At 71.4% G+C, this 12447-nt stretch carries 12 protein-coding genes; 7 read left to right on the top strand and 5 right to left on the bottom strand.

Translation table 11 applies throughout. The features are described from left to right. Window positions 1-119 precede the first annotated feature (119 nt). The 6 genes from accA (at window position 120) to ACH65_RS17115 (ending at window position 6586) form a co-directional block, all read left to right on the top strand. Window positions 120-1076, top strand: a complete 957-nt coding sequence (gene accA / locus ACH65_RS17090; RefSeq protein ID WP_049623837.1) for an acetyl-CoA carboxylase carboxyl transferase subunit alpha — start codon at window positions 120-122, stop codon at window positions 1074-1076. A gap of 66 nt (window positions 1077-1142) precedes the next feature. Next, window positions 1143-1895: an NYN domain-containing protein gene (locus tag ACH65_RS17095; protein WP_049623838.1), complete on the top strand. Its 753-nt coding sequence runs from the start codon at window positions 1143-1145 to the stop codon at window positions 1893-1895. Window positions 1896-2009: 114 nt separating this feature from the next. Continuing rightward, window positions 2010-3623, top strand: coding sequence for an adenosine deaminase family protein (locus ACH65_RS17100; protein ID WP_082190392.1), 1614 nt, complete (start codon window positions 2010-2012; stop codon window positions 3621-3623). Between the two features lie 344 nt (window positions 3624-3967). Then, complete coding sequence (gene tilS, locus ACH65_RS17105; RefSeq protein ID WP_049623840.1) at window positions 3968-5287, top strand: tRNA lysidine(34) synthetase TilS; 1320 nt, start codon at window positions 3968-3970, stop codon at window positions 5285-5287. A 158-nt stretch (window positions 5288-5445) separates the two neighbouring features. Further along, window positions 5446-5703, top strand: a complete 258-nt coding sequence (locus tag ACH65_RS17110) for an exodeoxyribonuclease VII small subunit (protein ID WP_049623841.1) — start codon at window positions 5446-5448, stop codon at window positions 5701-5703. Beyond that, window positions 5663-6586 (top strand): polyprenyl synthetase family protein, encoded by a 924-nt coding sequence (locus tag ACH65_RS17115; RefSeq protein ID WP_049623842.1) that lies wholly within the window; start codon window positions 5663-5665, stop codon window positions 6584-6586. Before ACH65_RS17110 ends, ACH65_RS17115 begins: the two co-directional genes overlap by 41 nt. A gap of 117 nt (window positions 6587-6703) precedes the next feature. Here the strand turns inward: ACH65_RS17115 and ACH65_RS17120 are convergent, their stop codons facing one another. Beyond that, the gene (locus ACH65_RS17120) at window positions 6704-8659 is read right to left on the bottom strand and encodes an alpha/beta hydrolase family protein (RefSeq protein WP_237561557.1); all 1956 of its coding nucleotides are present in this window, start codon (window positions 8657-8659) and stop codon (window positions 6704-6706) included. A 214-nt stretch (window positions 8660-8873) separates the two neighbouring features. Here ACH65_RS17120 and lgt point away from each other — a divergent pair, with 214 nt between their 5' ends. Then, window positions 8874-9758 (top strand): prolipoprotein diacylglyceryl transferase, encoded by an 885-nt coding sequence (gene lgt, locus ACH65_RS17125; RefSeq protein WP_049623843.1) that lies wholly within the window; start codon window positions 8874-8876, stop codon window positions 9756-9758. Window positions 9759-9799: 41 nt separating this feature from the next. Here lgt and ACH65_RS17130 read toward each other — a convergent pair whose 3' ends face one another. The 4 genes from ACH65_RS17130 to ACH65_RS17145 all read right to left on the bottom strand — a co-directional run bounded on the left by ACH65_RS17130 (window position 9800) and on the right by ACH65_RS17145 (window position 12277). Further along, window positions 9800-10303 (bottom strand): TPM domain-containing protein, encoded by a 504-nt coding sequence (locus tag ACH65_RS17130; RefSeq protein WP_049623844.1) that lies wholly within the window; start codon window positions 10301-10303, stop codon window positions 9800-9802. Continuing rightward, the gene (locus tag ACH65_RS17135) at window positions 10303-11199 is read right to left on the bottom strand and encodes a TPM domain-containing protein (RefSeq protein WP_202594238.1); all 897 of its coding nucleotides are present in this window, start codon (window positions 11197-11199) and stop codon (window positions 10303-10305) included. Before ACH65_RS17135 ends, ACH65_RS17130 begins: the two co-directional genes overlap by 1 nt. A gap of 2 nt (window positions 11200-11201) precedes the next feature. Next, the gene (locus ACH65_RS17140) at window positions 11202-11822 is read right to left on the bottom strand and encodes a LemA family protein (protein WP_049623846.1); all 621 of its coding nucleotides are present in this window, start codon (window positions 11820-11822) and stop codon (window positions 11202-11204) included. 77 nt (window positions 11823-11899) lie between these two features. After that, a complete protein-coding gene (locus ACH65_RS17145) occupies window positions 11900-12277 on the bottom strand; it encodes a diacylglycerol kinase (protein ID WP_049623847.1) in 378 nt (125 codons plus the stop codon). Between the last annotated feature and the right edge of the window lie 170 nt (window positions 12278-12447).

Consider the following 12447-nt stretch of genomic DNA (forward strand, 5'->3'; position numbering starts at 1 on the left):
GCTCGGCTATGCCCTAATCCCGATTCCCGGCTCCCGGCCGCAAACCCATACGCCCCCGTTCCCCCCGGCCTCCCCCCGCCCGCTATACTTCGCGCCTTGTGCGCCACGAACTGCCGCGAATGAACCCTAATTTCCTCGATTTCGAACAGCCAATCGCCGAGCTGGAAGCCAAGATCGAAGAGCTTCGCAACGCCAGCCACGACCAGGCGTTCAACATCGACGAGGAAGTGAATCGCCTGCGCGAGAAGCTCAAGCTGAAGACCAACGAGATCTTCCGCAACCTGAGCGCCTGGCAGGTCACCCAGCTCTCGCGCCACCCGGCGCGTCCGTACACGCTCGACTACATCGGCGTGATCTGCGAGGAGTTCCACGAGCTGGCCGGCGACCGCGCCTACGCCGACGACGCCGCCATCGTGGGCGGCCTGGGCCGCATCAACGGCCGGCCGGTGGTGATCATCGGCCACCAGAAAGCGCGCGACACCCGCGGCAAGGTGCGCCGCAACTTCGGCATGCCGCGCCCGGAGGGCTACCGCAAGGCGCTGCGCCTGATGAAGCTGGCCGAGCGCTTCGGCATCCCGCTGCTGACCCTGATCGACACGCCCGGTGCCTACCCCGGCATCGGCGCGGAGGAGCGCGGCCAGAGCGAGGCCATCGCCCGCAACCTGCTGGAGATGGCCGAGCTCAAGGTGCCGGTGATCTGCACCGTGATCGGCGAGGGTGGCTCCGGCGGCGCGCTGGCGATCGGCGTGGGCGACCGCACCAACATGCTGCAGTACTCCACCTACTCGGTGATCTCGCCCGAGGGCTGCGCCTCGATCCTGTGGAAGAGCGCCGAGCGGGCCAAGGACGCCGCCGAGGCGCTGGGCCTCACCGCGCCGCGACTGCTGGAACTGGGCCTGGTCGACAAGGTGGTCCGCGAGCCACTCGGCGGCGCCCACCGCAACCCGCGCTCGATGGCGGTGCGCCTGAAGGCCGTGCTGCTCAACCAGCTCGACGAACTGGGCGCGCTGCCGGAGAAGGACCTGCTCGAACAGCGCTACCAGCGCCTGCGCCGCTACGGCGCCTACCAGGAATAACCGCCCGGCCGACGCCTGCGCCGGCCCCTGCGCTACCATCGGGCCTCCCATCGAGCGGAGCCCGCCATGGCCAACGAGCCCTCCACCAAGCTCGCCGTGCTGATCGACGCCGACAACGCGCAGCCGGCGATCGCCGAGGGCCTGCTGGCCGAGGTGGCCAAGTACGGCACCGCCCACGTCAAGCGCGCCTACGGCGACTGGACCGGCTCGCACCTGAAGAGCTGGAAGGAGCAACTGCTCACCCAGTCGATCCAGCCGATCCAGCAGTTCAGCTACACCAGCGGCAAGAACGCCACCGACTCGGCGATGATCATCGACGCCATGGACCTGCTCTACTCCGGGCGCTTCGACGGCTTCTGCATCGTCTCCAGCGACAGCGACTTCACGCGCCTCGCCGCGCGCATACGCGAGTCGGGCCTGATCGTCTACGGCTTCGGCGAGAAGAAGACGCCCGGGCCCTTCGTGGCCGCCTGCGACAAGTTCATCTACACCGAGATCCTCGCCCCCAAGCCCGACGAGGAAGCCCCGCTCAAGCCGCGCACCGCGGCCCAGCTCAAGCAGGACAGCGGCCTGCTCAACCTACTGCGCAACGCCATCGAGGCGGCCTCCGACGACGAGGGCTGGGCGGGGCTGGGCGGCGTGGGCTCCATCATCACCAAGCAGCGCCCCAACTTCGACCCGCGCAGCTACGGCTACGCCAAGCTGAGCGAACTGGTGGCCGCCATCGACCTGTTCGAACTGGACCGGCGCAGCCCCGGCGAGGGCCGGCCCAAGGCCATCTACGTGCGCAACCGGCGCGCGCGGCGGGAGCCGGCGTAGGCCCGCCCACCTCGCGTTCACGGCTTGCCGGAGGCGGCATCGCGCCGCTGGCCGCCCCGCGTTTTTTGCTGAACAATCGGGCCATCCCTTTTGCTGATGCCCAAGCGAGCGCCCATGCCCGTATCGACTGCCTGCACCCCGCCCTCCCCTTTCCGCAGGCCGTCCCGCCGGGCTTCGCGCCTTCGCCTCGGCCTGCTCGCCGCCATGCTGTTCGGCGCCAGCACGTTCGCCGTCGCCCAGGGCGCGGCGCGCGTGGCGGACAGCGCGCAGGCGCGCACCGCCAAGGCGCTGGAGACGGCGCGCCAGCAAGGCCCGCTGGCGCTGCACGCCTTCTTCATCGCCATGCCCAAGGGCGGCGACCTGCACATGCACCTCTCCGGCGCGGTGTATGCCGAATCCATGCTCGCCCAGGCCGGCGCCGACGGCCTTTGTGTGGACAGCGCCAGCCTCAGCCTGGCCAAGCCCGCGGCGGACGCCAGCGCCGACGGCGCGCATTGCGCCGACGGCCAGCTGCCGGCGGCCAAGCTGACCGCCGACCAGCACCTCTACGACGCCATGGTCGATTCGATGTCCATGCGCGGCTTCGTGCCCACGCCCGGCCGCACCGGCCACGACCAGTTCTTCGACACCTTCGGCCGTTTCGGCGCCCTTAGTACCGCCAAGCACGCCGGCGAATGGCTGGCCGAGCTCACCGACCGCGCGGCGGCGCAGAACGAGCAGTACCTGGAGATCATGCACACCCCGCCGCACGCGCGCGCCGTGGCGCTGGCGAAGGAACTGGGCTGGAACGGCGACTTCGCCGCCATGCGCGAGCAGCTGCTGGCGCACGGCCTCAAGGACGAGATCGCCGCCGACCGGCGCTCGCTCGACGACGCCCTGGCCGAACGCAACCGCCTGCAGCATTGCGGCACCGCCCAGGCCACGCCCGGCTGCGCGGTGCAGGTGCACTTCCTCTACCAGATCCTGCGCGGCAACGCGCCCGAGCGCGTGTTCGCCCAGACCCTGCTCGGCTTCGAGGCCGCCTCGGCCGACCCGCGCTGGGTCGGCATGAATTTCGTGATGGCGGAAGACGGCTACCTGTCGATGCGCGACTACACGCTGCAGATGCACATGCTCGACTACCTGCATCGCCAGTACCCCAAGGTGCGCCTCAGCCTGCACGCCGGCGAGCTCGCGCCCGGCCTGGTGCCGCCCGAGGGCCTGCGCTTCCACATCCGCCAGGCGGTGGAGCTGGGCCATGCCGAGCGCATCGGCCACGGCGTGGACGCGATGTACGAGAACAATCCGGGCCAGCTGCTCGACGAGATGGCCGCGCGCCGCGTGATGGTGGAGATCAACCTCACCAGCAACGACGTGATCCTGGGCGTGAAGGGCGCCAACCACCCGTTGCCCTTCTACCTGCGCCACGGCGTGCCGGTGGCGCTGTCCACCGACGACGAGGGCGTCTCGCGCATCGACCTCACCCACGAGTACGTGCGCGCCGCGCAGGACTTCGGCCTCGACTACGCCACGCTCAAGCAGATGGCGCGCAACAGCCTCGCCTACAGCTTCCTGCCCGGCGAGGCGCTGTGGAACGCCGCCGGCAAGCTGGCCCCGGCCTGCGCCGGCCAGTCGCCCGGCGCGGCGAAGCCCTCGGCCGCGTGCGGCGACTTCCTCGCCGGCAGCGAGAAGGCCGCCGCGCAGTGGGAGCAGGAGCGCCGCTTCCGCGTGTTCGAGGCGGCACACTGAGCGCGGACACCCCTCACCCGCAGCAGAGCCGGCGCCGGCCGGCACCGGATGCCGCCCATGCCATCCCGTGCTGAAGGCGCATGACTCCTCCCCCTGCGTGCAGAGGGAGGCCGGGAGGGGTGAACCCTTGCCTCGAAGCCGGTGTTTACCCCCTTGCCCGCAGGGGAGGGAGAAGGCGACGCTCCCAAGGCCCTAATCGTTTCGGCAGCATAAAGAGGCGGCCTCCATCGCACCGTCGCCCTCGCACGCACAACGGCATCTAAGGACCACGGCGGACCGCGCCTCCGCCGTCCGCCGCTAGAATGCTCCCGTCGCGGCCATCGCCCGCCGCTGCCACGCCTTCCATGCCTGCCGTGCTGACCGACCACCTCCGCCACTGCCTGGCCGGCGACGACGCCGCCGCGCCGCTGTGCGTGGCCTTCAGCGGCGGCCCCGACTCCACCGCCCTGCTGCACGCGCTGGCGCAACAGCCGCAGGCGCGCGGGCGCGGGCTGCGCGCGCTGCACGTCGACCACGGCCTGCACGCCGACAGCGCCGCCTGGGCCGACCACTGCCGGCGTTTCTGCGCCGCGCTCGGCATCCCCTGCGACGTGCGCCCGGCCACGGTGGACCTCGGCGCCGGCCAGGGCCTCGAAGCCGCCGCGCGGGAAGCCCGCTACCGCGTCTTCGCCGAAACCTTGCGCGAAGGCGAGCGCCTGCTGCTCGCGCACCACCGCGACGACCAGGTCGAGACGGTGCTGCTCAAGCTGCTGCGCGGCGCCGGGCCGGAAGGCCTGGGCGGCATGCGCGAGCGCCGTGCCTTCGCCCGCGGCGAACTGTGGCGGCCGCTGCTCGGCTTGCCGCGGCAGGCCCTGCTCGACTACCTCGCCGCGCATCGGCTGCCCAGCCTCGACGACCCTTCCAATGCCGACACCGGCCTGGCCCGCAACCACCTGCGCCACGAGATCCTGCCGCGCCTCGCCCGGCACTGGCCGCAGGCTGCGGATTCCATCGCGCACAGCGCCACGCTCTGCCGCGCGGCCGCCGACGCCTTGCGCGCCTCATGGCAGGACGCGCTGGCAACGCTGCGCGACCCGCGCGACGGCAGCCTCGACGCCGCCGGCTGGCTGGCGCTCGCCCCGGCCCTGCGCGAACCGCTGCTCGACCACTGGCTGCACGACCAGGGCCTGCCCGCGCCGACCACCGCCCAGCGCCGCCAGATCGAACGGCAATGCGGCGCGCGCCCCGGCCAGCGCCCCTGCATCCGCTGGCCCAGCGCCGAGCTGCAGATCTGGAAAGGCCGCCTGTGGGCCCTGCCGCCCGCCCCCACCGTCGCGCCGGACTGGCACCACGACGGCTGGCGCGGCGCCCCGCTGCCGCTGCCGGATGGCGGCCTGCTCGAACTTGCCGGCGGCGCGACGCTGGGCACACCGCTCGACGTGCGCCTGCGCCGCGGCGGCGAACACATCCGCCCCCTCGGCCACGCCCACACACGCGAGTTGCGCGACCTGTTCCAGCAGGCCGTCCTGCCGCCTTGGCAGCGCCTCGCCTGCCCGCTGCTCTACGCCGGCGACGAACTCGTCGCGGTGGCCGACCGCTGGCTCAGCGAGCGCGGCGCGGCGCTGCTCGCCCCGAGCGGCGGCACGCTGCACTGGCGGCCCGGCCGCGGCACCCGCCGCGCTTGATGCAGGACACGGCGTTTTCCGCACGCGGCACGCGGCTGCCCGACGTCGCCGCAAGCCCCGCCGCCGAGGTTTTTCCCGCCTTGCACAGCGATGAACAGGCGACTGCGAAGCGCGCCACGGATTGATTCCGCACCCCGCCTGCGTTAGCGTTGCGGGTCATGGCCAACCCCGCTTCAGCTCCCTCCGAGCCCGTCTCCATCGCCGATTTCGAGCACTCGCTGGACGAGCTCGAGCAACTGGTGGCGCGCATGGAAGGCGGCGAGCTGAGCCTGGACGAATCGCTCAGCTCGTTCGAGCGCGGCATCGGCCTGTTCCGCCACTGCCAGCAGGCCCTCGACCAGGCCGAGCTGCGCGTGCGCCTGCTGCTCGACCCCGATGCCCCCGACACCGCCGAACCCTTCGATCCCGAGTCCTGAACTCGGCCCCGCCCTGCAAGCCCTGATCGCCCGCGCCGACTCGGCGCTCGACGCGGTGCTGCCCGGCGAGGACCAGCCTCCGCAAGCCCTGCACCGCGCGATGCGCTACGCCGTGCTCGGCGGCGGCAAGCGGCTGCGCCCGCTGCTCGTCTACGCCGCCGCCCGCGCACTCGGCCACGACGGCCCTGCGCTCGACGCCTCGGCCTGCGCGGTGGAGCTGATCCACGCCTACTCGCTGGTCCACGACGACCTGCCGGCGATGGACGACGACGCCATGCGCCGCGGCCGCCCCACCTGCCACATCGTGTTCGGCGAGGCGATGGCGATCCTGGCCGGCGACGCCCTGCAGGCGCTGGCCTTCGAAGTGCTCGCCCGCGACGACGGCGACAGCATCGACCCGGCCCGCCGCGCGGCGATGCTGCTCGCGCTCGGCCGCGCCTGCGGCGCCGACGGCATGGCCGGCGGCCAGGCCTTGGATCTCGCCGCGGTGGGACAGCGGCTGACGCTGGCCGAACTCGAACGCATGCACACGCTCAAGACCGGTGCGCTGATCCGCGCCTCGGTGCGCCTGGGCGCGCTCGCCGCCGGCGCCGGCGAGGCGGCGCTGGCGGCGCTGGACCGCTACGCCGCCGCCGTGGGCCTGGCCTTCCAGGTGCGCGACGACATCCTCGACGTGGAAGGCGACTCGGCCGTGCTCGGCAAGACCGCCGGCAAGGACGCCGCCGCCGACAAACCCACCTTCTCCTCCATCATCGGCCTCGACGCCTCGCGCACACGCCTGGCCGACCTGACCGACGAAGCGCTGGCGGCAATCGCCCCCTTCGGCGCCCAGGCGGAGCTGCTGCGGGAGCTGGCCCTCTACGCGGCGCACCGCGCGCGCTGACGCGCTTGCCCGCCTGGAGAAGAGAAGCGCGCCCGCCAGCCGGACGAAGCCTCATCGCATGCCGGCCGGCCAAGGGCCGGCCAGCGCAGGGCAAGGCCAAGAGCAAGGCATTACGCCTCACGCCCCCTTGCCGATGTACTTCTCCAAGAACGCCTGCAACCGCGTCAACCGCTCCACATTGTGCTTCTCGTCGTAGAAGCCATGCCCCTCCCCGGACACGCTCCACCACTCGTAGGGCTTGTGCGCGGCGTCCAGCGCGGCGCGCATGGCCTTGGCCTGGGCGAAGGGCGCGCGCTGGTCGTCCTCGCCGTGGATCAGCAGCACGGGCACCTCGAGCTTGCCGGCGAGCTTGTCCGGCGAGTTGGCGTCTAGCTCGGCCTGGTCGCGGCCGATCACGGTGGTGAGGTAACTGCGGCCGCTCTTGCGCTCCTGGATGTCGCCCTTGGCGTACATCATGCCGAGGTCGTAGATGCCGGCGTAGCCGACGGCGCACTTGAACAGGCCCGGCGCGCGGATGGGCGCCATCAGCGCGGAGTAGCCGCCGAAGCTGCCGCCATACACGCAGACGCGCTTGGCGTCGGCATAGTGCTCGTCGATGGCCCACTTCACGCCGTCGATCAGGTCCTGCTGGATGCGCGTGCCCCACTTGAGGTTGCCGGCGTCGCGGAAATCCGCGCCGCGGCCGCCGGAGCCGCGGTAGTTCACCTGCAGCACCAGGTAGCCGCGGCTGGCGAGGAACTGCGCGTCGCCGTCGTAGAACCAGTCGTCCTGTATGCCGATCGGGCCGCCGTGCGGCAGCAGCACCATCGGCAGGTTGGCCTGGTCGCGCCCTGGCGGCAGGGTGAGGATGGCCTCCAGTTCCATGCCGTCGCTGGCCTTGAAGCGCACCGGGCGGCGCTCGGCCATCCGCAACGGGTCGACCCACGGGGCGGCGGCGAACAGCTTGCGCACCTTGTACGTGTGCGTGTCGATCAGGAAGTAGTTGCCGGGGTTGCGGTCGCTGCTGGTGGCGAACAGCAACTGGCCGCCGTCCTCGCTGAAGTCGATGAAGTGGACGTAGTCGCCGGGGAACTTGAGGCTGATCGCCATGTGCAGCTTGGCGCTCGGCAGGTCGGGGGCGAGGTAGCGCACCTTGGGCAGGCCGGTGGCCGGGATCACCGCGAACGGCTGGTACGGCAGCGGCGTCCACTGGATGTCGCCGATGCTGGCGAAGCCGTCCTGCGCCAGCACCTTGCGCTGGCTGCCGTCCTCGTCCTGCTCGACCAGGGCCATCGGGCCGCCGTCGGCGTTGTACCGGGCATACAGGCGCTGGCCGCCGGGGGCATAGTCGATGGGCGTGAAGCTGCCGCCGATCTGCGCCGCGCCCAGCCTGGCCCAGCCGCCGTTCTGCCGGTGGTAGACCACGTATTCGTAGTCGTCGTTGCGGCCGTAGGCGTAGCGGGCCTGGCCGTCGGGGCCGACGGTGAAGCTCATGCCGCCGACGCCGAGGTCGCCGATCAGGTGGCGGGTGTTGTGGGCGGCGTCGACGTCGTAGAGGTAGCTGTGGTCGTCCACCTGCCAGATGTGGGCGGCCATGTAGAAATGGCCGTTGGCCGGCGCCGGCTGGCCGTCGTAGAAGCCCCAGCCGCGGTCGGTGCCGCGGGTGCCGGCGCGGCTGCTCTGCTGGGTCTCGTAGCCGAACAGGTAGTCCTGGTGCTTGCCGTCGAGGTCGGTGGCGAGGATCTCGCCGGTCAGCAGCGGGATGTCGAGCGAACCGAACTGGCGACCCTTCTCCACGATCAGCCGAGTGGCGCTGGTCCACACGATGTTGGCCGGTAGCTCGTAGCGTGGCATGCGCAGCAGGCTCACCGGCTTGTCCATGTCCTCCACCTTGTAGATCGCCAGGGCGTGCGCGTCGCTGCCGTTGTCGTCCATGCGCACGGCGAGGTAGTGGCCGTCCGGCGAGAGGCGGGGCATGGAGAGCGTGGCGTGGCGGGCGAAGTCCTCGACCGGGATGAGGTCGGCGGCCGCGGCGGCGGCGGGCAGCGACAGGCCGGTCGCGCACAAGGCGACCCGCATGAAACGGTGCAGCATATGGTTTTCCCCTTTGTACGCTCCGTGTGTCGTCCCGGGGCCTGGAGCCAGGGTGGCCGGGCGGTATTCCGCGATCCTTACCCATCGCCGGCGCTCCCTCGGCGACGGCTGCAGGCCTTAGATTCTAGCGGCAGCGTTCGGCTGATCGAAAGGTGGCCTGCGGCATGCGCGGACGTGCGGCTACACTAGCTGCCGGTTCCCCACGATGATGCCCATGACGTCGCCCTACATCGTCGACATCAACCCGGTCGCCTTCCATCTCGGCCCGGTGCAGGTGCACTGGTACGGCCTGATGTACCTGCTCAGTTTCCTCGGCGTGGGCCTGCTGGCCGAACGCCGCCGCCACGCGGGCCGGCTGCCGGTGAGCCGCGACGCGCTCAGCGACCTGGCCTTCTACGCGATGATGGGCGTGATCGTCGGCGGGCGCGTGTGGTACATGCTGTTCTACTACGCCGGCGGCCCCCGCTGGATCTGGACCGACCCGCTGGCGCTGTTCAAGGTGTGGGACGGCGGCATGAGCTTCCACGGCGGCCTGCTCGGCGTGCTGGCGGCGAGCTGGTGGTGGTCGCACCGGCACCGGCTGCATTTCTTCGACACGGTGGATTTTCTGGCCCCGCTGGTGCCGGTGGGCCTGGGGCTGGGGCGCCTGGGCAACTTCATCAACGGCGAACTGTGGGGCAAGCCGAGCGCTCTGCCGTGGGCGATGATCTTCCCGCATGCCCACGACGACGACGTGGCGTGGGCGGCGGCGCATCCGTCCTGGCTGCCGTCGCTGCAGCAGTTCGGCGGCGTGCCGCGCCAGCCTTCGCAGCTGTACGAGATGCTGCTGGAGGGCGTGGTGATGTTCACCGTGCTGTGGCTGGTGTCGCTGAAGCCGCGGCCGCGCTATCTCGTCTCGGGCCTGTTCGCGCTGCTGTACGGCGGCTTCCGCTTCGGCGTGGAGTTCGTGCGGCTGCCCGACCCGCAGCTGGGCTATCTGGCCTTCGGCTGGCTCACCATGGGGCAGGCGCAGTCGCTGCCGATGATCCTGGTGGGTGTGGTGCTGCTGGTGCTGTCGCGCCGTGCGCCGACGCTGGTGCCGGCGACGGCGGTGCGCTAGGGGGCGACCGAACGGCCCTGGATAAGCCGCTCGCCACCGCCTCAAAGCAACACCGGCCTATCCGGCAACTCATCCAACCTCCCCTCCCCATCGGAAGGAAAATGCCGCGCCAGCAACCCATGCACCGCGGCGATGCCCTCGAGGCACCCCTCGCGCCAGCGCCCCTGCCCGAAGTGCTCGCGCATGCGCGCCCCGATCGCATCCCATTCGCCCTGCGCCACGCGGCGGGCGATGCCGCGGTCGGCCACGATTTCGATGCGGTGCTCGGCCAGCAGCAGGTAGATCAGCACGCCGCTGTTGTGCTCGGTGTCCCACACGCCGAGCTGGGCGAACACCTGCTCGGCGCGCGCGTGCGCGGTGAGCCCGCCCAGCACCGCGCCGGGCGCGAGGCGCGACTCCACCGCCAGGCGCACCTCGCCCCGGTGGGTGCGCTCGCCGGCGGCGATCGCCTGCGCGATCTCCTCCAGCAGCGCCTCGGAGAAATGCGCGCGCAGCTGGAACCAGCCGGCGAAAAGATTGCGCAGTAGCCGTTGCATCCTCGCCATCACCAGCTCCCCGACGAGCCGCCGCCGCCGAAGCTGCCGCCGCCACCGCTGAACCCGCCACCGGAACCGCCGCCGAAGCCGCCTCCCCCGCCGAAACCGCCACCGCCGAAACCGCCCCAGCCGCCCCAGCCGCCCCAGCCGCCGCCGCCAATGGAACGGCCGGCACCGGCCGGCAGCAGCATCAGCACGCCGCCGATCAGGGCGCCAAGCACGGCGCCGCCAAGGCTGGCGAGCAGCAGCCACAGCAGGCCGCCGGTGATCGCCGCGCCGAGCGGCGTGCGCAGCCATACCGCGGCGCGGCCGAACACGCCGCGCAGGACGAGGGCCACGAACACGCCGATCAACAAGGCATGCCCGAAGTTGGGGCCGTGCCGCTCGTGCCGCCCGGCGTCCACCGGCGGCGGCAGCGCCTCGCCGTTGATCAGCTGGGTGAGCGCGCCCACGGCGTCGTCGATGCCGCCGTAGTAGTCGTTGACGCGGAATTTCGGCGCGATGTACTCGCGGATGATGCGCGCCACCGCGGCGTCGGGGATCGCGCCCTCCAGCCCGTAGCCCACCTCCACGCGCACGCGGCGGTCGTTCTTGGCGACCAGCAGCAGCACGCCGTCGTCGGTGCCCTGGCGGCCGACCTTGTTGGCCTCGGCCACCGCCAGCGAATAGGTCTCGATGTCGTCCGGCTGGGTGGTGCCCACCATCAGCACCACCAGCTGCGCGCCCTTGGCCTTCTCGAGCTGGACCAGTTTGGCGTCGAGCTGGTCGACCTGCGCCGGCGTGAGCGTGCCGGTGAGGTCGGTGGCATGGCGCGCCAGCTTGGGCACGTCGGCCGCGTGCAGCAGCGCCGGCGACAGCAGCGCCGCCGCCAGCAGCCACAGCAGGCGCATCGCGCGCCGGCGGATCATCAGTGCGCCGAGGCGGCCGGCGCCGGCGTGCTGCTGCCGAAGTCCACCGTCGGCGCGGTGGAAATGGCCTTCTCGTTCTCCACGCTGAAGTTCGGCTTCACCTGGTAGCCGAACACCTTGGCGGTGAGGTTGTTGGGGAAGCTGCGGATCAGCACGTTGTAGTCCTGCACCGCCTTCACGTAGCGGTTGCGCGCCACGGTGATGCGGTTCTCGGTGCCTTCCAGCTGCGCCTGCAGGTTCTGGAACAGACCGTTGGCCTTGAGGTCGGGGTAGCTCTCGCTCACCGCCATCAACCGCGACAGCGCGCTGGACAGCTCGCCCTGCGCCTGCTGGAACTGGGCCAGCTTCTGCGCGTCGTTGACGGTGTCGGCGCTGACCTGGACGGTGCCCACCTTGGCGCGCGCATTGGTGACCTCGGTCAGCACGCGCTCCTCGTGCGCGGCGTAGCCCTTCACCGTGTTGACCAGGTTGGGCACCAGGTCGGCGCGGCGCTGGTATTGGTTGAGCACTTCGGACCACTGGGCCTTGACGGCCTCGTCCTCGCGCTGGATGGCGTTGTAGCCGCAGCCGGACAGGCCGAGCACCACCAGCAGCAAGACCAGTGCGCGAACAGGTTTCATGGAATCGCTCCCTCCGTTAGGAGCGCCATTGCAGCATCCCCGCACGCTCTTGTGCAATCGCGCCGGGGCGCGGAGGTTCAGCCGAGCAGGCGCGGCCCGAGGATCAGCACCCAGCTCAGGCCCGTGGCCAGCAGCAGCAGGAACACCGCCGCCGAGCCCATGTCCTTGGCGCGGCCGGCCAGTTCGTTGAACTCCGGGCTGACCTTGTCCACCACCGCCTCCACCGCCGAGTTGAGCAGCTCGGCGGAGAGCACCAGCAGCACCGGCACCACCAGGGCGAGCTTCTCCAGCGCGCCGTGGCCCAGCCACAGGCCCAGCGGCACCAGCACCACGGCCAGCCCGGCCTCGAGCCGGAACGAGGCCTCGTGGCGCCAGCCGGCGCTCATGCCCTTCATCGACCAGCGGAAGGCGTTCCAGAGCTGGCGCGGATGGCCGCGGAATCCGTTCGACGGCATGGCGTCAATCCTCGCCGGAGCGCACGCCGGCCGGCAGCGGGGCGGCCGGGCAGCGGTCGAGGAAACAGGCGGGCCGCTGGGGCGCGAACATCGACATGGTGGGGCATCCTCGGCCGGCGGCGGGCAACGGCCGGCAATGATGCCACAAGCCCCTTTGCCCTTTGCCCTTT

This window comes from Frateuria defendens (assembly GCF_001182895.1).
GTDB lineage: Bacteria > Pseudomonadota > Gammaproteobacteria > Xanthomonadales > Rhodanobacteraceae > Frateuria_B > Frateuria_B defendens.

Excerpts from the sequence above, each read along its gene's own strand:
- accA (WP_049623837.1), top strand. The coding sequence starts at position 120 with ATGAACCCTAATTTCCTCGATTTCGAACAGCCAATCGCCGAGCTGGAA.
- ACH65_RS17095 (WP_049623838.1), top strand. The coding sequence starts at position 1,143 with ATGGCCAACGAGCCCTCCACCAAGCTCGCCGTGCTGATCGACGCCGAC.
- ACH65_RS17100 (WP_082190392.1), top strand. The coding sequence starts at position 2,010 with ATGCCCGTATCGACTGCCTGCACCCCGCCCTCCCCTTTCCGCAGGCCG.
- tilS (WP_049623840.1), top strand. The coding sequence starts at position 3,968 with ATGCCTGCCGTGCTGACCGACCACCTCCGCCACTGCCTGGCCGGCGAC.
- ACH65_RS17110 (WP_049623841.1), top strand. The coding sequence starts at position 5,446 with ATGGCCAACCCCGCTTCAGCTCCCTCCGAGCCCGTCTCCATCGCCGAT.
- ACH65_RS17115 (WP_049623842.1), top strand. The coding sequence starts at position 5,663 with ATGCCCCCGACACCGCCGAACCCTTCGATCCCGAGTCCTGAACTCGGC.
- ACH65_RS17120 (WP_237561557.1), bottom strand. The coding sequence starts at position 8,659 with ATGCTGCACCGTTTCATGCGGGTCGCCTTGTGCGCGACCGGCCTGTCG.
- lgt (WP_049623843.1), top strand. The coding sequence starts at position 8,874 with ATGACGTCGCCCTACATCGTCGACATCAACCCGGTCGCCTTCCATCTC.
- ACH65_RS17130 (WP_049623844.1), bottom strand. The coding sequence starts at position 10,303 with ATGGCGAGGATGCAACGGCTACTGCGCAATCTTTTCGCCGGCTGGTTC.
- ACH65_RS17140 (WP_049623846.1), bottom strand. The coding sequence starts at position 11,822 with ATGAAACCTGTTCGCGCACTGGTCTTGCTGCTGGTGGTGCTCGGCCTG.
- ACH65_RS17145 (WP_049623847.1), bottom strand. The coding sequence starts at position 12,277 with ATGCCGTCGAACGGATTCCGCGGCCATCCGCGCCAGCTCTGGAACGCC.